Origin of the sequence: Rhodococcus sp. 15-649-2-2, assembly GCF_002258645.1 — a bacterium.
In the GTDB taxonomy this organism is placed as follows: domain Bacteria; phylum Actinomycetota; class Actinomycetes; order Mycobacteriales; family Mycobacteriaceae; genus Rhodococcoides.
The window spans coordinates 384,710-402,703 of sequence record NZ_NPFM01000021.1 but is presented as its reverse complement, the minus strand read 5'-3'; the positions used below and the strand labels follow the sequence as shown (position 1 = coordinate 402,703).

Sequence of the window (17,994 nt, the reverse complement as noted above, 5' to 3'; positions counted from 1 at the left end):
GGCCTCCCACATCTGTGGCTCTACCGGCCAGGACCCACTCCTGTCGGCAACCCACGCTTACATGCGGAGAGGCCCCAGCCAAGACCTCCATACCGTCTAGCCCAAACCGTCGAGCACCGCACGGGTACCCGACAGCCCCAATCGTGTTGCGCCGGCGTCGATCATCGCCAGGGCGGCCTCCGTCGTACGGATGCCGCCGCTGGCCTTGACGCCCAATCGACCGCCGACGGTCTCCGCCATCAATCGCACGGCCTCGACGCTCGCGCCGCCGGCCGGATGGAAACCGGTGGATGTCTTGACGAAGTTCGCGCCGGCGGTTTCTGCTGCGCGGCACACTTCGACGATCGCTTCGTCGGACAGCGCTGCCGATTCGATGATCACCTTGAGTACGGCATTGCCGATGCCTTCACGGACGGTCACGATGTCGGCCAGAACGGCGTTGTAGTCACCGGCAATGGCGGCTCCGACATCGATCACCATGTCGACCTCGTCGGCACCCTGCTGCACCGCGAGGCGCGCTTCGGATCCCTTGATCAACGAGTGATGCTTGCCCGACGGGAATCCGGCGACGACGGCGGTGAGCATTCCTTCGGCGCGAATCGGCAGCATCGACGGCGAGACGCACACCGCGAGGACTCCGAGCTCACGGCCCTCCTCGATGAGCGCGGTCACGTCGGCGGTCGTGGCTTCCGGCTTGAGCAGCGTGTGGTCGACCATTCCGGCGAGGGCGGCGCGGGTGAGTGTCATGTGGTCCAGCTTTTCACAGCTCTGCCATTCGCAGCCCTGTCGGTCTACGATTTTCGGTCATGACCGCAGCGTCGCTCGCCGCCACCTTCAATGCCACCAGCAGGGAGTTCGACGCGGTGACGCCGCAGGTCTGGGGACCTGCCGGGCAGTCGCTCGCCTTCGCACTCGAGCTGGCACCCGGCGACGTCGTTCTGGACGTCTGCTCCGGCACCGGGGCATCGGCAATTCCTGCGGCGGCCGCCGTCGGACCCGACGGCATCGTGCATGCCATCGACCTCGCCGACGATCTGTTGGAAGTGGGCCGGGTGAAGGCCACCGATCGCGCACTGCGCAACATCGACTTCGTCGTCGCCGACGCCACCGAGTGGCAACCCCCGTCGACCGTTCCCGTCGCCGGATACGACGCCCTGGCCTGCTCGTACGGCATCTTCTTTCTTCCCGATCCAGAGCAGGATTTTGCGCGACTCGTCTCGTTGGTTCGTCCAGGCGGGCATGTCGGAGTGACGGTGTGGCGCAAGGGCTCGGTCAGGGAGTACTCGGGCGCGTTCTTCGACGTGATCGGCAGACACTGGCCGCCGAGCGCGGGCCCTGCTCCCGACCCGACGGCCGAAGTCGACGATCACCCGATCCGCAGGATGGAGACGCCGGATCTACTCGGTGCCTGGCTCAGCGCCGCCGGCACCTCGGACGTCCGGGTCGTCGAGCTGTCCAATCATGTTCCGGCGACACAGTCGTTCGTCTGGGATTTTGTGCTGGGCAGTGCACTGCGCGGTGCGCTGACTCCGTTCGACGACGGAACTCGCACGCAGATCCGGGCCGAGTTCTCGGCTCTGTTGACCGAGCGCGGGATCGATTCGATCGATCTCGGGACACTGGTGGCAACCGGGGTGCGCACGCCCTGAGAGAATCGTCGGCATGAGTTCTTCCGTATCCGAGGATCGCCGCTACGTTCTGTCTCTCGGTTGCCCCGACAAGACGGGCATCGTCGCCCGCATCTCGACCTTCCTCGCCGAGGTCGGTGGTTGGATCGTCGAGGCTGCCTATCACGCCGATCCCGACACCGGCTGGTTCTTCACCCGGCAGGCTGTACGGGCGTCGTCGGTGGACATGAGCATCGATGATCTGCGTGCACGGTTCGCCGAGGTGGCCGCCGAGCTGGGCCCGGAAACCGAATGGGCACTGCATGATTCGGGCGAACCCAAGCGCGTGGTACTGCTCGTCAGCAAGGAAGCGCATTGCCTGCACGATCTGCTCGGACGGGCGGCGGGCGGCGAACTGCCTGCGCAGATCTCCGCGGTGATCGGCAATCACAAGTCGCTCGAGCCGATTGCCGCCGCGCACGGCACACCGTTCCATCACGTCGAGTTCGCGAAGGATCCGGCCGAGCGCGGACCCGCCTTCGAGAAGGTGCGCTCGCTGGTCGATTCCTACGACCCCCACGCAGTGGTGCTGGCGCGCTTCATGCAGGTTCTGCCGGAATCGCTGTGCGCGCACTGGGCGGGCCGGGCGATCAACATCCACCACAGCTTCCTGCCGTCGTTCGTCGGTGCCCGGCCCTACCACCAGGCCTTCGCGCGGGGCGTCAAACTGATCGGTGCGACGTGCCATTACGTCACCGCCGAGCTCGACGCGGGTCCCATCATCGAGCAGGACGTCATCCGCGTCGACCATTCCGACGAGGTCACCGACATGGTGCGTCAGGGCCGCGACATCGAGAAGCTGGTGCTCTCCCGTGGTCTGCGTTGGCACCTGGAGGATCGGGTGTTGGTGCACGGCCGCAAGACCGTGGTGTTCAGCTAGAGATTTCTCAGCCGAACCACTTCGGTGTTGAATTCGTCGATTGCTTCCACCGAGCTCATGTGTCCGATGCCGGGGATCACGATCAATCGGCTCAGATGGTCGTGATCGTCCAGGGCGCGGGCGAGTTTGCGGGCGTGCACCGGCGGGGTCAGTCGGTCGGCAGATCCGACCAGGACGCTGGTGGGGACGGACATGTTCGCCAGCGCCTCGCGGATGTCGAGGTCGCTGATGGCCGCGCCCCAGATGCCTCGTGTGCGCGGGGCGCATTCGAGCACGATCTTCTCGCAGAACGCCACCTCGGCTGCGGTGGCTCCGGGAGCCATCGAGATGTATTTGATGGCTTGGCGCGTCACCGGCGACGGCCGCAACGGCAGCGCCGAGCTCAGCACTGCTCGACCGACCGGCGCCGGAACGCGCGGGAATCGCTGCGGCAACGGGATGACAGTGGTCTCTCGGACGAGAGAGTCGGTCGCGGTGCTGGCGAGGAGCACGGCACTGACGAGTCGATCGACCTGTTCGGGGTAGTTTCCGGCCCACGCCATGATCGACATACCGCCCATGCTGTGCCCCACCAGGACGGCCTTGTTGTCTTCGACGACAGTCGCGGCGAGCACCGCAGCGAGGTCGTCGGCCAGCACGTCCGGGCTCAGAGGCCGCGTTCCGACGTCGCTGCGGCCGTGGCCGCGCTGGTCGTATGCAATGACGCGGTATCGGCCGGCGAGGGCGTTGATCTGCGGAAACCAGTAGTCGGCCGAGCAGGTCCACCCGTGGCTGAAGACGATCGGTTCTGCATCGGCATCACCGTAGCTACGGACGTGCAGGTGAGCTCCGTCGTCGGTGACCACCTCGGTGATGTGCGGCTCGATCGTGGGGTGCTGCAGAAGCTCGTCCGGCCGAACGTCCGTCGTCTTGGTGAACGAATGCAGGCGACGCCGCCGGACGACGAATGCACCGACCGATGCCGCCGCGGCCGCGCCGCCGATTCCGAACAGCACACGTTCGACTACCTTGCGTGAAACCACAGAAAATCCCCTCTACCTCGACCCCCTGGCGGGTTCGGTAGACGGTACGCCCACAATCCCGTGGGCGTCGATGCGCCTGCCTACCAGCGGGGTCCGCGCTGAATGCTGTCGATCTTGGGTCGGACGTCGACGAGGTACACGCACACCGCGACGACGCCGATGATGCCCAGGAATCCGATCACTCCGGAGACCAGGATAAGGAGCAGACCCACGAACAGGATGGCCAGCCAGGCGGTCTTGGTGAGCTTGTCCACGGCAGGAAAGGCGTCGGCGCGCTGACGCAGCGCGTGGAAGATCGCGAATCCTGCGCCTACCACTCCGAGGATCTGGAGAAAGGTAAGGATGTAGTAGCTGAAGCTGCCGGCGATGCTCACGCGGTCAGTGTACGAGAAACGACCCCCGCACCGCGCGGCGCAGGGGTCGTTTTCTTTACGAATGCTTTAGCGAGTGGTCTTCTTCGCCGGAGCCTTCTTGGCCGGAGCCGGGGTGGCCTTCTTCGCAGCCGGTGCCGGTGCCGTCTTCTTGGCCGGTGCCGGGGTCTTCTTGATGGGCGAGTTCGCGTTGCTGCGAGTCTTGGCCTCGACCGTGCCCGCGACACCGCTCACCTTGTCGGAAGCCTCGATGGCCTTGTCCTTGGCCTCGTCGCCTGCTTCGTCGATGTTCTCGGCGAGCTCGTCGGCTGCGTCGGAGATCTCCTCGGCACCCTCACGAACCTTGTCCGACGCGATGCCGGCCAGAGCTGCGGCGCGCTCGCCGACTGCGCGAGTCTGCGAAGCGACGGTTCCGAGAGCCTGCTCGGTGAGGTCGACGACGTCGTTGGCTGCCGAGTTGGCACGCTCGAGGCCCTCTTCGACGGCGGGCGTACGGCGAATGCGCTCGACGGCCTCTTCGCCGCGCTCGGCGAGGGACGTGTACAGGTCGGAAGCAACCTTGAGGTACGCCTCGGCAACCTTGCGCAGCTCTTCCGGGGTGAAGCGCTCACGCAGCTCGGCGATTTCGTCGGGGAGTTCCGCGGGCAGGGCAGCGAGGCGCTCGCGCAGGTTCTCCACGCCCTCGGTGACCTCTTCGGAGATGTCGGCGAGCCGAGCGTTGACCTCGCTGGTGCGGCTCTCGGCGCGCGAGCGCACCTGAGCGACGACGTCGGCTACGGCCTGGACGACAGCGTCGCCGGCACCGACGGCTGCAAAGATTGGGGTCTTGACGTTCTCGAAGTTCTTGGAATCAGACATCGGGTGTCTCCTGTTCGTCGGGTTCGGGCTCTTGCGTCGACTCGTTCTCACGACAGAACGAGTCGTAGATCTCGATCAGCACTTGCTTCTGCCGTTCGGTGATGTGCTCATCGCCGAGCAGAGCTTCGCGCACCGGACCGTGGGGACGCGCTTCCAAGATCCCGGCCCGGACGTACAGCACCTCCGAGGAGACGCGCAGACCCTTGGCTATCTGCGCTAGTACTTCTGCGGACGGGTTGCGCAGTCCGCGTTCGATCTGGCTCAGGTAGGGGTTGCTCACTCCGGCCCGACTGGCGAGTTGCCGCATGGATACCTGAGCGGCTTCCCGCTGCGACCGGATGTAGCTCCCGATGTCCTGCGCTGCAGTCGTCACGACTGAAGCGACAAGATCCCCCGCCTCGGCGACAACCTGCGTCGCCTCGGTCGCCTTGGCGACCAGATCCCCCTCGTTCTCGGCCATCTCGGCCTCCTGTTTTCGGTGTCCTACTGGACGGTACCGAAGGGTGCTAACTATTGCAAGCACTCTGCTAGCACTAGTGTCCGAAGATCAGGTCCGAGATCGTGTAGATGGCCAGTCCGGCGATGGATCCGACGACGGTTCCGTTGATGCGAATGAACTGAAGATCACGTCCGACCTGCAGTTCGATCTTCTTGCTCGCTTCCTCTGCATCCCACCGAGCAACGGTGTCGCCGATGATCGTGGTGATCTCGTCCGCATAGTTCGCAGCGATGTACCGCGCTCCTCCGAGCAGCCAACCGTCGGCCTTCCCGCGCAATTCGTCATCATCACGGAGACGAATTCCGAAATTGACGGTGTTCTCCTTGATCTTGGTGCGCAACGTACTCGTGGGATCGTCGACCGACTCGGTGATCAGGCGCTTGGCGACCTTCCAGGTGGCCGCAGCCAGGCCGGTGATCTCCTCGCGGCCCATGATCTGCGCCTTGAGCTTCTCGGCCTTCTCGATGGTGGTCGGGTCGTGCTGCAGATCGTTGGCGTAGTCGATCAGGAACTTGTTGGCGGCAAGACGCACGTCGTGCTCGGGGTTGGACCTGATCTTCCAGGTGAACTCGACGAGCTCCTTGTAGACCTTCTCCCCGAGCAGGGTGTCGACGAACTTCGGCGACCAGTTCGGGGAGTCCCGGGCCACGACGCGATCGATCATTTCCTGGCTGCCGAGAGCCCATTGATGAGCCCGCTCGGCCAGCATGTCGATCAGTGGCAATTGGCGGTTCTCGCGGAGCAACTCGTCGAGAATGCGGCCAATGGGTGGCCCCCACTGCGGATCGGCGAGTCGGCGCACGATGGTGCTGTCGATCACCGCGGTGATGTCCTCGTCGTTGAGCACATCGACCACACCGTGCAACACCGTCGCCGCCTCGGCCGCAACGCGTTCGGCGTTGTCGGGCTGGGCGAGCCAGGTACCCAACCGCAACGGAACCTGCGCCGACGCGACCTTCTCCGACACCACCTCGGGCGCAAGGAAATTACTGCCGACGAACGAGCTCAGGCTTGCACCCAGCTGGTCCTTCTTCTTCTTGATCAACGCCGTGTGGGGAATCGGGATGCCGAGCGGATGCTTGAACAGCGCGGTCACCGCGAACCAGTCCGCGAGCGCGCCCACCATTCCCGCCTCCGACGCCGCGCGTACGTACCCCACCCACGCGCCCGCACCCGTCGACTCCTGCCACCGGCAGAACAGATAGACGATGGATGCGAAGACGAGGAAGCCCGTCGCGACCGTTTTCATCTTGCGGAGGTCGCGACGCTTGGTGTCGTCGTCGAAGTTCATGAGCTGCACAACCGACATTGTGCCCAGAAATGTGTCGGATCAACCGGACACGGCCTGCAATGGTGTCGGAGAAGGCGCATAGGGTGGAGTTGTGGCGAGAAATACGACGGAGGCAAAGCTGGGCGAGTCCGAGCCGAACGAGGAGAAGCCCAAGGCCGAGAAGCCGGACGGCCGCAAACGTCGGTGGCGCGAGCACAAGATCGCTCGACGCGAGGAACTCGTCGACGGCACGTTGGCCGCGATCCGGTTGCGCGGCCGCGAGATCGGAATGGACGAGATCGCGTCGGAGATCGGTATCTCGAAGACGGTGCTCTACCGGTACTTCACCGACAAGAACGATCTGACCAGCGCCACCATGTCGCGGTACGTCGAGACGACGCTCGCCCCGCGGATCTACTCCGCCATCTCGCACGAACTCGACGAGTACGAGCTCACCCGTGTGGTGGTGACCGCCTACGTCGAGACCGTCGCCACCGATCCCGAGGTGTACCTCTACGTCATGGCGAACAACGCAGGCAACAACCGCGACGTCGTCGCCGAGTCCGAACGGATGATCGCCGAGCTGCTCTCCACCGTCCTCGGTGAGCGACTCCGCCAGCGCGAGATGGATTCCGGCGGATCGGTGCCGTGGGCCTTCGCCATCGTCGGCGCGGTCCAGTTGGCAACACACTGGTGGATTTCCAACAAATCCATGTCGGCGGACGATCTGATCGATTACCTCTGCATGATGATGTGGGGCGGAATCCACGGGGTCGCGATGGCCGACGGCTCCCCCGCCAAATTCAAATCACAACCGCACCCGCTGGTCGACGAGCCGAACGAGTCCTGACGCTCGTCAGTTTGAGAATCGGCCCGGTCGGACATTCGAACGGGTATGACTACCGATACCTTGACCGGACGCCGCATCGCCATTCTCGCTACCGACGGCGTCGAGCAAGTCGAGCTGGTGCAGCCTCGTGAAGCCGTCGAAAATGCCGGAGCCACAGTCACGTTGGTTTCGTTGGACCACGGCGACATCCAAGCGATGGAGAGCGACGTCCATGCCGCCGACACCTTCACGGTCGATCGCGTCGTCGCCGAAGTCTCGGCCGACGACTTCGATGCGCTGATCCTGCCCGGCGGAACCACCAACCCCGATCAACTCCGCGTCGACGCCGAAGCGGTTGCCTTCGTGCGTGATCTCGTCGCCGCAGGCAAGCCGGTGGGCGTGATCTGCCACGGAGCCTGGACGCTCGTCGAAGCCGACGTACTGAAGGGACGAACGTTGACGTCCTACCCGAGCATCCGCACCGACATCCGCAACGCAGGCGGGACGGTCGTCGACGAGGAAGTAGTCGTGGACGGCAACCTGGTCTCGAGCCGGAACCCTGACGACCTGCCGGCCTTCTGCGCAAAGATCGTGGAGCATTTCGCCGCTTGATAGGTTAGCGTGCCCTATGCGCATTTCTCGTTCGTTGGCTCTGCCTGCGGCAGCCCTCGCCTTCGCTCTCACCCTGACCGCATGCAGCTCCGACGCCGGTGACGGCGACAGCGCCGATCCCTCCGAGGCCGGCGGCATCGTCGTCACCGACATGTTCGGCGACGTCGAAGTACCGGCAAACCCCCAGCGCGTGGTGGCCCTCGGTTGGTCCGATGCCGAAACAGCGCTTGCTCTGGGTGTAGAACCTGTCGGAGCCAGCGACTGGCTCGGTGTGGGCGGAAACGGCTTGGGGCCGTGGGTCGACGAGTCCTACGACACCGACCCCACGATCGTCGGCACCTTCGACGTCGACATGGAATCGGTCGCGGCTCTGGCACCGGACCTGATCCTCTGGACGCGCAGCACCAACGACAAAGCCGTGTACGACCAGCTGTCCGACATCGCACCCACCGTCGCGGCCCCACCGGGAACCGACGTCGCCTACGGCACCACCTGGGACGGCCAGACCGACATCGTCGCCCAAGCGCTCGGCAAGGTCGACGAGGGCAAGAAGCTCGTCGACGACACCAAGGCACTCTTCGACGACACCGTGTCCGCCAACCCGGAGTTCGCGAACAAGACCGTCGCCGTCGGCACGCTCTACAGCGGACAGATCGGCGCCTACGTGCGCGGCGACACCCGCGTCGACTTCCTCGAGTCCCTCGGCCTGACGAACACCCCGGCCGTCCAGAACCTCGCCGAGCCGGGAGCGTTCAGCATCGAACTGTCCGAGGAGAACGTCGCCGCCCTCGACGCCGACCTCACCGTCATGTTCCCCATCGGCACCGGACCCGAGGTGATCACCGACAACCCGTCCATCCAGGGCCTACCGTCCGCACGCGACGGACGTCTCGTCGTACTCGGCGACCAGAACCTGTCCAACGCGTTCTCGGCCGCCTCGGTCGCGGGCACCCGATACGCACTCGAGAACGCCGTGCCACTGTTCGCAGCACCACTGAAGGGCTAGATCACAAGTCCCCGGGGGCTTGTCACACCCTCCCCGGGGGGCTTGTCACACCCTCCCTGGTGGGCTTGTCACACCCTCCCCGGGGGGCTTGTCACACCCTCCCCGGGGGGAAGCCACCCGCGGCGATCGGGCCCCAGGTGTCGATCACGATGCGTATCAACGACTTTCCCTGCTTCACCATCGCCGCGCGGTACTCGTCCCAATCCGAGTGCTCGCCGGCGATGCTGCGGAAGTACTCAACCAGAGGCTCGACGGCGTCGGGTAGATCGATGATCTCGGCCGTACCGTCGACCTGCACGTAGTCGCCGTTCCAATCGTCACTGTGCACCAGCACCGTGACGGCCGAATTGCGGCGAATGTTCAGCACTTTCGCACGCTCGGGGTAGGTGGCGATCACGATGCGGCCTTCGGAGTCCACTCCGGCGGACACCGGCGAGACCTGCAGACCGTCGTCGCGTTTGCGGGTGATCAATGTGTGGTGATGCCGCGGAGAGACGAACTCGAGTAGCTGCTCACGCGTTGCGGATTCAGCTTTTGCAATCGTAGGGGCCATGCATTCCATCGTAGAGAAGTAGTCTCATCGGTCATGGCCGACAAGTCGAAATTGTGGACGCAATCTCCCGTCGATGTGCTGCGCGCCAGTGCCTCTCCACGCGTGGAGGACATCGATTTCACGGCTACACCGGGTTTCGACGGCAAGAAGGCACACGGCAACGACGTCCTCGAAGAGCGCGGCGCGGTCCTGGCCGCGCTGCAGGAGAAGCTCTACGCGCACGGCCGAACCGGTGACAGTCGATCGGTTCTGCTGGTGCTGCAGGGAATGGATACCGCGGGCAAGGGCGGGATGGTCAAGCACGTCATCGGCATGGTCGATCCGCAAGGGGTGGACCTGGCGTCGTTCGGAGTTCCGACGCAGGAGGAGAAGCAACACCACTACCTGTGGCGCATCCGAAAGGCACTTCCGCGGGCCGGTCGAATCGGGGTGTTCGATCGCTCCCACTACGAGGACGTACTCGTTGTCGCGGTCCACGATCTGGTTCCACGAGAGGTGTGGGAGCAGCGGTTCGACGAGATCAACGCCTTCGAGAAGGAGTTGACCGACGAGGGGACCATCGTGGTCAAGGTCGCGTTGTTCGTCTCGGCGGACGAGCAGAAGAAGCGTTTGCAAGAACGGCTCGATCGGCCGGACAAGTACTGGAAGTACAACCCGGGTGACGTCACCGAGCGTGGTTTCCTACCGCAGTACCGGACGGCGTATCAGCGGGTTCTCGATCGCACGGATACCGATTACGCACCCTGGTATGTCGTGCCGGCCGACCGTAAGTGGTACAGCCGCTTGGCTGTCACCGAGATCTTGATCGACGCACTCGAGCAGCTCGATCTCGATTGGCCCGCACCCGATTTCGACGTCGAGCTCGAGAAGAAACGTCTCGCCGAGAGCTGAAAGAAAAGGGCCCGCGACGTATGGTCGCGGGCCCTTTTTTTATGCTCGGTGGAGCGTGACGAGGATCAGAACGTCGCTGCGTCGATCACGAAGCGGTAGCGCACGTCGGACTTGACGACGCGGTCGTAGGCCTCGTTGATCTTCTCGGCCGGAATGACCTCGATCTCGGCACCGATGTGGTGCTGGGCGCAGAAGTCCAGCATTTCCTGGGTCTCGGCGATGCCGCCGACCATGGAGCCTGCGAACGACCGGCGGTTGGCCAGCAGGTTGAAGGCGGGCACCTCGAGGGGCTTCTCGGGAACGCCGAGCTCGACGAGGGTGCCGTTGCGGGCCAGCAGTCCCAGGTACTTGCCCATGGGCAGGTTCGCGGACACGGTGTTGAGGATCAGGTCGAACTTGCCCTGTAGATCCTTGAGCGCGGAGGTGTCCTTGGTGGCGTAGTACTCGTCTGCACCGTAGGCCTTGCCGTCGGCTTCCTTTGCGTCCGTCTGGCTCAGCACGGTGACGTGTGCACCCATGGCGTGGGCGATCTTGACGCCGATGTGTCCGAGGCCGCCCATGCCGATGATGGCGACCTTCTTGTCGGGGCCCGCTCCCCAGTGCTTGAGCGGCGAGTACAGCGTGATGCCTGCGCATAGCAGTGGTGCCGCGACGTCGAGCTCGACGCCCTCGGGGATGCCGAGCACGAACTTCTCCGTGACGACGATCTGGGTGGAGTAACCGCCGTTGGTGAACTCACCCTCGTAGGTCGTCGAGTTGTAGGTCTGGACGACGCCCTTGGTGCAGTACTGCTCGTCGCCGTCCTTGCATGCCTCGCACTCGCCGCAGGAGTCCACGAAACAGCCGACGCCGACGCGGTCGCCCACCTTGCGGCTGGTCACATCGGTGCCGACCTCGGCAACGATGCCGGCGATCTCGTGTCCGGGAACGACCGGGTACGTGGTGCCGCCCCACTCGTTGCGGGCGGTGTGGATGTCGGAGTGGCAGATGCCGGCGAACTTGACGTCGATGAGGATGTCGTTGGGGCCGAGAGCGCGTCGCTCGATCGTCGCCTTCTCGAGCGGAGCGTCCGGAGCAGTGGCCTGGTAAGCGGTAGCTGAAGTCATAACTACATTGCTACCTACGCATCTGTGTAAGCGCAACACAGCTACCGCTTCGACCAGGCTATTCCTGGGCTAAACGAGTCGTTCGCAACAGTAACGTCAGCCGTTCTTGGCGATGTTCGCTCCGAGCCACAGGCCGTACGCACCCAGACCGACCAGTCCGATCTTGCGAGTCTTGGGGTACGCGATCGCGATGCCGACTGCCAATTCGGTGGCACCGTTGCGACTGATCCAGGTTCGCGTGTCCTTCGGGAACGGGAGCTTGGTGATTCCCTCGAAAGCCTCGGGGACCACGAAGTGGGCGGCGCCGGTGGCGGCCAATCCGATTCCGAATGCCTTGGTGACCAGACCGTTCGACTTCTTGGACTTGCTCACTGACGCGCTCCCTGCGATCGACGTGGTTGAACTGGCAAAACGACAATAGCGCTACGAGACGGCGGCTACTTTGCGACCCGGCCGTTCTCGTAGCGATAGAACCCGGCTCCGGACTTCTTGCCCACCTGCCCGGCCTCCACCATGCGCAACAGCAGCGAAGGGGCGGCGAACAGCGGCTCCGCGAACTCGGAGTGCATCGAATCCGCAATGGCTTTCACCGTGTCGAGGCCGATCAGATCGGCGAGTGCAAGTGGCCCCATCGGGTGTGCGAGTCCCAGCACTGTTGCCTTGTCGACGTCTTCCTTGGTGGCAAATCCGGATTCGACCATCCGAATGGCCGAGAGCAGATACGGCACGAGCAGTGCATTGACGACGAAGCCCGAGCGGTCTGCGGAGCGCACCACCTGCTTGCCGAGAATGTCACCTGCGAACCTCTCGGCGCGGTCGGCAACTGCCTCGGAGGTCGCATCGGTGGTGACGAGCTCGACGAGCGGCAGTACCGGCACCGGGTTGAAGAAATGCAGTCCGACAATTCGGTCCGGGGCCGTGGTGGCAGATCCGAGCGTCGTGATGGGAATGGAGGAGGTGTTCGAGGCAAGTACGGCACCGGGGTCGATCACAACGGCGTCGAGCTCGGCGAAAATGTCCGCCTTGACCTTTTCGTCCTCGAGTACCGCTTCGACGACGAGTTGACGGTCGGCGAAGTCTGCGAGATCGGAGGTGAAACGCAGGCTGCATGCTGCTTGCTCACGCTCGCGTTCGGTGATCTTGCCGCTGCTGACACCGCGGTCGAGCGATTGCAGGATACGGCTGCGACCGGCTGTCGCGAGTTCGCGAGTCTGCTCGTACACCAACACGTCGACGTGTGCGCGGGCGCAAACCTCTGCGATTCCTGCCCCCATCTGCCCGGCTCCGACGATCCCCACCCTCTCGACCGTCAAGGCAAACTCCTTAGAAATGCATTGCACAACAACAGCTTTAGGCGAGATGAGGGTAACTCTGATGGGGTACGAGCAAACGTGCCCAGATACGAGTCAGGCGGCCCGCAACGAAACGCTGGGGCCGCCTGACTAGTGCGCTGAAGATCCGGGGAGGCGGAACTGCTTAGTGGAACTGGCCTTCTTCGGTGGAGCCCTTCAGTGCTGCCGTCGAGGTGTTGGGGTCGACGGTGGTGGCGATGCGGTCGAAGTAGCCTGCGCCAACCTCACGCTGGTGCTTGATGGCGGTGAAGCCGCGCTCTTCGGCAGCCTTGAACTCGCGCTCCTGCAGGTCGACGAATGCGGTCATGCCTTCGCGGGCGTAGCCGTGAGCCAGGTCGAACATGCCGTAGTTGAGCGAGTGGAAGCCTGCGAGGGTGATGAACTGGAACTTGAAGCCCATCGCGCCGAGCTCCTTCTGGAACTTCGCGATGGTGGCGTCGTCCAGGTGTGCCTTCCAGTTGAACGAAGGCGAGCAGTTGTAGGCGAGGAGCTGGTCCGGGAACTCGCTGCGAACCGACTCGGAGAACTTCTTGGCGACCTCGAGGTCCGGCACGCCGGTCTCCATCCAGATGAGGTCTGCGTACGGTGCGTAGGCCTTGGCGCGAGCGATGCAGGGCTCGATGCCGTTCTTGACGCCGAAGAAGCCTTCTGCGGTGCGGGTTCCGTCGAGGAACTCGCGGTCGCGCTCGTCGACGTCGGAGGTGATCAGCGTGGCTGCCTCGGCGTCGGTGCGGGCGATGATGACGGACGGCACGTCTGCGACGTCCGATGCCAGACGTGCGGAGGTCAGGGTGCGGATGTGCTGCTGGGTGGGGATGAGCACCTTGCCGCCGAGGTGGCCGCACTTCTTCTCCGACGCGAGCTGATCTTCCCAGTGCACACCTGCGGCGCCGGCCACGATCATGGCCTTCTGCAGCTCGTAGGCGTTCAGTGCGCCACCGAAGCCGGCTTCGGCATCGGCGACGATCGGTGCGACCCAGTTCTTGACGGACGTGTCGCCCTCGATCTTGGCGATCTCGTCGGCGCGCAGGAGTGCGTTGTTGATGCGGCGGACGACCGACGGCACCGAGTTGGCCGGGTAGAGGCTCTGGTCCGGGTACGTGTGGCCCGAGAGGTTCGCGTCGCCGGCAACCTGCCAGCCGGAGAGGTAGATCGCCTGGAGGCCGGCGCGAATCTGCTGCACGGCCTGGTTGCCGGTGAGGGCACCGAGCGAGTTGATGTAGTCCTCGTTGTTCACGAGGTCCCAGAGGATCTCGCTGCCGCGGCGAGCGAGTGTCGCTTCTTCGACGACGGTGCCCTGGAGGTCGGAGACCTGCTGTGCGGTGAAGTTACGGGTGACGCCCTTCCAACGGGGGTTGGTGTCCCAATCCTGCTGGATCTCGGCGGTGGTCTTCGGGGTGCCGGTGGTCGACATCTTCAGCTCCAGTCTCTTCTGCTTCTCGGCCTGCCTCGAGACGAATCTTCACATCGTTGCCAGGCCCTTCTGGTGTACTCCAAAACAATGGCACAACCGAAAACATGCGTCTACCAGTTGTTAGTGCCAATCTTGGCTAGCTTTCCCCGCACCCTTGCTAAGTTTGCAAATTTTCGACTGCAACAAACCTCGCCGATCGGACGGCTGTGTTACTCGCCGGTAGCGACGAATCCCCAGTTGATGAACGCAATGCACAAAAACTCATACAGGACGCTTGTACGGTTTGGCGACGGCGTCTGAATCGAGTCAGAACTGCAGCGTGATGTGATCGACATCACAGCTGTCTCGTCCCACGATGTGAGCATGGCACGGGTTGCTCCACTCGACACCACTTTCGCGGGGATCCCCCGACCGACGCCACCGAGTGGAGCAGAAATTGCACTCGTCCACAGGCTGGCACCTGTCCACAGGGCTTTCGATTTCCCCAGGTCGAGCATCGAAGACCACCCACGCCATCGCCGACGCTGCACCCATGACAGCCAACTCCACTCCCGCATCCCAAGGTCATTCCGCAGGCTCCACTCCCGCATCCCAAGGTCATTCCGCAGGCTCCACTCCCACATCCCAAGGTCATTCCGCAGGCTCCACTCCCACATCCCAAGGTCATTCCGCAGGCTCCACTCCCACATCCCTCCGAGAGCTCGTCGCCTCCGGACTCCATCCCAGCACCGTCTCGCGTCGGTTCACCCGCGTTCTCCCAACGGTCCACATGCGCGGGGAACCGTCGACCATGGATCGGTGCCGGGCCATCTCGCTGTGGCGACCCGACGCCGTACTCAGTCACCGGTCGGCCGCGTACCTGCGCGGTTGGACTACCGAGCCGTCCACTCTCGATGCAACCGTCCCTCGTACTGCCCGGTTGCGACCGCCGTCGTGGCTTCGGCTGCACCGTCGCGCACTCGATTCCCGGCTCGTCGACGAGGTCGAGTCTCTGCCCTGCACCACTCCTGCGCAGACGATGCTCGATTGCCTAGCGGTACTCCCCCGAGAAGAGGCCGAGTTGCTGATCGACGAGCGCCTGAAGTTCGGACTCGACCCTGCGTCGCTCATCTGCCTACTCGAGCGATTCCCTGGTCGACGCGGCAACACAGAGTTGGCCCGTCAGGTCCGGTTGGCAGTGACGAGGTTCGCCTCGGAACCGGAGCGGGCCTTCGGCCGGGCATTGCATCGGATCGGCCCGTATCTGGAGATGAATGCGACAGTCGGCTCGTTCGTCTGCGACCTCGTCGACCGTCGCAGCCGAACGATCATCGAGGTGGACGGACGCGAATTCCACAGTGCAGGAGAGGTGTTCAGCAAGGATCGACGTAGACAGAACGCCCTGGTACTCGGTGGCCGGTTGGTGCTGCGCTACTCGGCGTTCGATGTGCTTGCCGCGCCGGACGTGGTGGCTGCCGAAATCGCGTCGGTTGTCAGGCGGCGTCGGGAATCGCGGCGATGAGAGAGCACACCGTGCTTCACTCGCCGGGCCGCACGAGGGATTTACCGGATCCACCGCGCCGAGTGGAGCACCCATTGCATCAGGCGCCGCGATGAACCCACAGAGCAGAAAATGCTCCACTCCCATGCCCGCGTACGAGATTCATCGCACGCGCCCACGGGAGTGGAGCATCAGTTGCAGGGAAGGATCAGATGCGGACGCCGGTGTGCTCGTCGCTGGACGCGACCACCCGCGAGGTGATCGGGGCCCGACGCGACGCAACCACTCCGAGCGCGCCCATGGCTGCGATCACGAGTCCGCCGACGATGGCGAACAGGTCCGCTGCCAACAGTCCGGACGGGAACACCATCAATGCGGGAGACACCGCGAGCAGCAGACCGAGGCCCACGTGGGTCCAGTGGCTCTGCCTCGACGAGGATCCGATGGCCCACAGAGCGGACGATGCCGCGAGTATGCCGAGTACGAGGATGGCACCGGTGACTTCTTGGTCTCCCTGAACCGGGAGCCAGACGGTGGATGCGACGAGAACTGCTCCGGTGACGAAGACGACGACGTCCCTGACGATTTCCGATGTGCGTTGACGGTTGGACATGACCGCTCCTCGAGGTGCGTGGTGAATAGCTCGTATACCGGTATACGCCTTTACTTCGGCTAATGTTCCCGATGATCACCGAATTGTGATCCAGCAGCTAGTTGCGAACGGTGTTAAGGCATTTCTTCGCAGGCGTAGCCTGGCGATGTGTCCAAGACCTTCGTCGGTGTGCGGCTACGGCAGCTCCGCAGCGAACGCAGCATGAGTCAGGTATCGCTGGCACAGAAGCTGGGGATCTCCGCCAGCTACCTCAACCAGATCGAGCACGATGTGCGCCCGCTGACGGTACCGGTGCTACTCCGGATCTCCGAGGTGTTCGGCGTCGACACGTCGTTCTTCTCCTCCGAGGACGACACCAGGTTGGTTGCCGAACTCCGTGAAGTAGCGCTCGATCAGGACATGGGCATCGACGCCGACGCACACGAGATTGCCCAGATGGTCAGCTCGCACCCACAGTTGGCGCGGGCAATGGTCAACATGCACCGCCGATACCGCAATACGACGGCTCAGCTGCTGGCCGCGACCGAGGAACGATTCTCCGACGGCAGTGGCAGTGGTTCGATCAGCAAGCCTCACGAAGAAGTGCGCGACTACTTCTATCAGCGACAGAACTATCTACACGATCTGGACACTGCGGCGGAGGCACTGACATCTAGGATTCGATTCCATCGCGCCGACGTGGGCGGTGAGATCGCCAAGCGGCTCCGAACGGTGCACGACGTGCAGATAGTCAATCGCATCGACCTCGGCGAGAACGTGCTGCACCGTTTCGACCCGCAGACCAGAGTGCTGGAGATTTCACCACATCTGTCCGGTGGGCAGAAGGTGTTCAGGTACGCCGCCGAACTGGCCTACCTCGAATGCGGAGATCTGCTGAACAGGATGGCCGAGGAAGGCAATTTCTCCAGCGAGTCGTCGAAGAAGCTGGCGGTGCTCGGTTTCGCGAACTACTTCGCTGCCGCGACGGTGTTGCCGTACCACCACTTCCACGACGTAGCCGAGGATTTCCGGTACGACATCGAGCGGCTCTCGGCGTTTTTCTCGGTCAGTTACGAGACCATCTGCCATCGACTCTCCACCTTGCAGAGACCGGAGTTGCGGGGTGTGCCGTTCTCGTTCGTCCGGGTGGATCGCGCGGGCAATATGTCGAAACGGCAGTCCGCCACCGGCTTTCACTTCTCGTCGAGCGGTGGCACATGCCCTCTGTGGAATGTGTACGAGACGTTCGCCTATCCCGGCAAGATCATGACGCAGATCGCCGAGATGCCCGACGGCCGCAGCTATTTGTGGATCGCACGCACTGTGGAGCGTCGAGCCGCGCGTTACGGCCAGCCGGGCAAGACCTTTGCCATCGGCCTCGGTTGCGAACTCCGCCACGCCGGAAGGCTGGTGTACGCCGACGGCCTGGATGTGCAGGGCTCGGCAGCTGCCACGCCGATCGGAGCGGGTTGCCGAGTCTGCGAACGCTCGAATTGCCCACAACGCGCCTTCCCGCCGCTGGGCAAGGACCTCGACATCGACGAGCACCGAAGTTCGGTGTCCCCGTATCTCGTTCGCTGAGAAGAAGGAGA

At 63.8% G+C, this 17,994-nt stretch carries 20 protein-coding genes; 8 read left to right on the top strand and 12 right to left on the bottom strand.

What is annotated here, in order from left to right; translation table 11 throughout:
- Positions 1–96: 96 nt before the first annotated feature.
- Positions 97–747: a deoxyribose-phosphate aldolase gene (deoC, locus tag CH305_RS13900; protein ID WP_037171891.1), complete on the bottom strand. Its 651-nt coding sequence runs from the start codon at positions 745–747 to the stop codon at positions 97–99.
- A gap of 59 nt (positions 748–806) precedes the next feature.
- On the opposite strand from deoC, the gene CH305_RS13895 reads away from it, so the two are divergent.
- On the top strand, positions 807–1,649 hold the full coding sequence (locus tag CH305_RS13895) for a class I SAM-dependent methyltransferase (RefSeq protein WP_094703974.1): 843 nt from the start codon (positions 807–809) through the stop codon (positions 1,647–1,649).
- A 13-nt stretch (positions 1,650–1,662) separates the two neighbouring features.
- The gene (gene purU, locus CH305_RS13890; protein ID WP_032401836.1) at positions 1,663–2,547 is read left to right on the top strand and encodes a formyltetrahydrofolate deformylase; all 885 of its coding nucleotides are present in this window, start codon (positions 1,663–1,665) and stop codon (positions 2,545–2,547) included.
- On the opposite strand, the gene CH305_RS13885 is transcribed toward purU, so the two are convergent.
- From CH305_RS13885 to CH305_RS13865, 5 genes are all read right to left on the bottom strand, one after another.
- Complete coding sequence (locus tag CH305_RS13885; protein WP_094617501.1) at positions 2,544–3,569, bottom strand: alpha/beta fold hydrolase; 1,026 nt, start codon at positions 3,567–3,569, stop codon at positions 2,544–2,546. The two genes, purU and CH305_RS13885, sit on opposite strands and share 4 nt — an antisense overlap.
- 80 nt (positions 3,570–3,649) lie before the next feature.
- Complete coding sequence (locus tag CH305_RS13880; RefSeq protein ID WP_371828244.1) at positions 3,650–3,937, bottom strand: DUF2516 family protein; 288 nt, start codon at positions 3,935–3,937, stop codon at positions 3,650–3,652.
- Positions 3,938–4,009: 72 nt separating this feature from the next.
- Entirely contained in the window at positions 4,010–4,798 is a 789-nt protein-coding gene (locus tag CH305_RS13875) for a heparin-binding hemagglutinin (RefSeq protein WP_032401833.1), read from the bottom strand.
- Positions 4,791–5,258 (bottom strand): helix-turn-helix domain-containing protein, encoded by a 468-nt coding sequence (locus CH305_RS13870; RefSeq protein WP_052058177.1) that lies wholly within the window; start codon positions 5,256–5,258, stop codon positions 4,791–4,793. Before CH305_RS13870 ends, CH305_RS13875 begins: the two co-directional genes overlap by 8 nt.
- A 73-nt stretch (positions 5,259–5,331) precedes the next feature.
- Positions 5,332–6,606: a DUF445 domain-containing protein gene (locus tag CH305_RS13865; RefSeq protein WP_032380340.1), complete on the bottom strand. Its 1,275-nt coding sequence runs from the start codon at positions 6,604–6,606 to the stop codon at positions 5,332–5,334.
- Positions 6,607–6,679: 73 nt separating this feature from the next.
- Between CH305_RS13865 and CH305_RS13860 the strand changes: the two genes are divergently transcribed.
- The 3 genes from CH305_RS13860 to CH305_RS13850 are packed head-to-tail and all read left to right on the top strand — an operon-like array spanning position 6,680 to position 9,014.
- The gene (locus tag CH305_RS13860) at positions 6,680–7,417 is read left to right on the top strand and encodes a TetR/AcrR family transcriptional regulator (RefSeq protein ID WP_052058179.1); all 738 of its coding nucleotides are present in this window, start codon (positions 6,680–6,682) and stop codon (positions 7,415–7,417) included.
- A 45-nt stretch (positions 7,418–7,462) separates the two neighbouring features.
- Complete coding sequence (locus CH305_RS13855) at positions 7,463–8,008, top strand: type 1 glutamine amidotransferase domain-containing protein (protein WP_094703973.1); 546 nt, start codon at positions 7,463–7,465, stop codon at positions 8,006–8,008.
- 16 nt (positions 8,009–8,024) lie between these two features.
- On the top strand, positions 8,025–9,014 hold the full coding sequence (locus tag CH305_RS13850; protein WP_094703972.1) for an iron-siderophore ABC transporter substrate-binding protein: 990 nt from the start codon (positions 8,025–8,027) through the stop codon (positions 9,012–9,014).
- 91 nt (positions 9,015–9,105) lie between these two features.
- Here the strand turns inward: CH305_RS13850 and CH305_RS13845 are convergent, their stop codons facing one another.
- Positions 9,106–9,567 carry a PPOX class F420-dependent oxidoreductase gene (locus CH305_RS13845; RefSeq protein WP_032380785.1) on the bottom strand — a complete coding sequence of 154 codons (462 nt, stop codon included), beginning with the start codon at positions 9,565–9,567 and terminating at the stop codon, positions 9,106–9,108.
- Between the two features lie 33 nt (positions 9,568–9,600).
- Here CH305_RS13845 and CH305_RS13840 point away from each other — a divergent pair, with 33 nt between their 5' ends.
- Positions 9,601–10,458, top strand: coding sequence for a polyphosphate kinase 2 family protein (locus tag CH305_RS13840; protein WP_094703971.1), 858 nt, complete (start codon positions 9,601–9,603; stop codon positions 10,456–10,458).
- Between the two features lie 65 nt (positions 10,459–10,523).
- Here the strand turns inward: CH305_RS13840 and CH305_RS13835 are convergent, their stop codons facing one another.
- From CH305_RS13835 to aceA, 4 genes are all read right to left on the bottom strand, one after another.
- Complete coding sequence (locus CH305_RS13835; protein WP_094703970.1) at positions 10,524–11,564, bottom strand: NAD(P)-dependent alcohol dehydrogenase; 1,041 nt, start codon at positions 11,562–11,564, stop codon at positions 10,524–10,526.
- Between the two features lie 96 nt (positions 11,565–11,660).
- Positions 11,661–11,936 (bottom strand): hypothetical protein, encoded by a 276-nt coding sequence (locus CH305_RS13830; protein ID WP_032401828.1) that lies wholly within the window; start codon positions 11,934–11,936, stop codon positions 11,661–11,663.
- A 65-nt stretch (positions 11,937–12,001) separates the two neighbouring features.
- Entirely contained in the window at positions 12,002–12,877 is an 876-nt protein-coding gene (locus CH305_RS13825) for a 3-hydroxybutyryl-CoA dehydrogenase (protein ID WP_032401827.1), read from the bottom strand.
- A gap of 163 nt (positions 12,878–13,040) precedes the next feature.
- Positions 13,041–14,330, bottom strand: a complete 1,290-nt coding sequence (aceA, locus tag CH305_RS13820) for an isocitrate lyase (RefSeq protein WP_027498404.1) — start codon at positions 14,328–14,330, stop codon at positions 13,041–13,043.
- Between the two features lie 532 nt (positions 14,331–14,862).
- Between aceA and CH305_RS13815 the strand changes: the two genes are divergently transcribed.
- The gene (locus CH305_RS13815; RefSeq protein ID WP_094703969.1) at positions 14,863–15,831 is read left to right on the top strand and encodes a DUF559 domain-containing protein; all 969 of its coding nucleotides are present in this window, start codon (positions 14,863–14,865) and stop codon (positions 15,829–15,831) included.
- Between the two features lie 187 nt (positions 15,832–16,018).
- Here the strand turns inward: CH305_RS13815 and CH305_RS13810 are convergent, their stop codons facing one another.
- On the bottom strand, positions 16,019–16,423 hold the full coding sequence (locus CH305_RS13810) for a hypothetical protein (RefSeq protein WP_032401826.1): 405 nt from the start codon (positions 16,421–16,423) through the stop codon (positions 16,019–16,021).
- Between the two features lie 147 nt (positions 16,424–16,570).
- On the opposite strand from CH305_RS13810, the gene ramB reads away from it, so the two are divergent.
- Positions 16,571–17,983: an acetate metabolism transcriptional regulator RamB gene (gene ramB, locus CH305_RS13805; RefSeq protein WP_094609479.1), complete on the top strand. Its 1,413-nt coding sequence runs from the start codon at positions 16,571–16,573 to the stop codon at positions 17,981–17,983.
- The last annotated feature ends 11 nt before the right edge of the window (positions 17,984–17,994 follow it).

Coding starts and splice junctions, on each gene's coding strand:
- CH305_RS13850 (WP_094703972.1), top strand. CDS start 8,025: ATGCGCATTTCTCGTTCGTTGGCTCTGCCTGCGGCAGCCCTCGCCTTC.
- CH305_RS13855 (WP_094703973.1), top strand. CDS start 7,463: ATGACTACCGATACCTTGACCGGACGCCGCATCGCCATTCTCGCTACC.
- CH305_RS13810 (WP_032401826.1), bottom strand. CDS start 16,423: ATGTCCAACCGTCAACGCACATCGGAAATCGTCAGGGACGTCGTCGTC.
- CH305_RS13870 (WP_052058177.1), bottom strand. CDS start 5,258: ATGGCCGAGAACGAGGGGGATCTGGTCGCCAAGGCGACCGAGGCGACG.
- CH305_RS13815 (WP_094703969.1), top strand. CDS start 14,863: ATGACAGCCAACTCCACTCCCGCATCCCAAGGTCATTCCGCAGGCTCC.
- purU (WP_032401836.1), top strand. CDS start 1,663: ATGAGTTCTTCCGTATCCGAGGATCGCCGCTACGTTCTGTCTCTCGGT.
- CH305_RS13845 (WP_032380785.1), bottom strand. CDS start 9,567: ATGGCCCCTACGATTGCAAAAGCTGAATCCGCAACGCGTGAGCAGCTA.
- CH305_RS13895 (WP_094703974.1), top strand. CDS start 807: ATGACCGCAGCGTCGCTCGCCGCCACCTTCAATGCCACCAGCAGGGAG.
- CH305_RS13865 (WP_032380340.1), bottom strand. CDS start 6,606: ATGTCGGTTGTGCAGCTCATGAACTTCGACGACGACACCAAGCGTCGC.
- aceA (WP_027498404.1), bottom strand. CDS start 14,330: ATGTCGACCACCGGCACCCCGAAGACCACCGCCGAGATCCAGCAGGAT.
- CH305_RS13840 (WP_094703971.1), top strand. CDS start 9,601: ATGGCCGACAAGTCGAAATTGTGGACGCAATCTCCCGTCGATGTGCTG.
- CH305_RS13875 (WP_032401833.1), bottom strand. CDS start 4,798: ATGTCTGATTCCAAGAACTTCGAGAACGTCAAGACCCCAATCTTTGCA.
- deoC (WP_037171891.1), bottom strand. CDS start 747: ATGACACTCACCCGCGCCGCCCTCGCCGGAATGGTCGACCACACGCTG.
- CH305_RS13835 (WP_094703970.1), bottom strand. CDS start 11,564: ATGACTTCAGCTACCGCTTACCAGGCCACTGCTCCGGACGCTCCGCTC.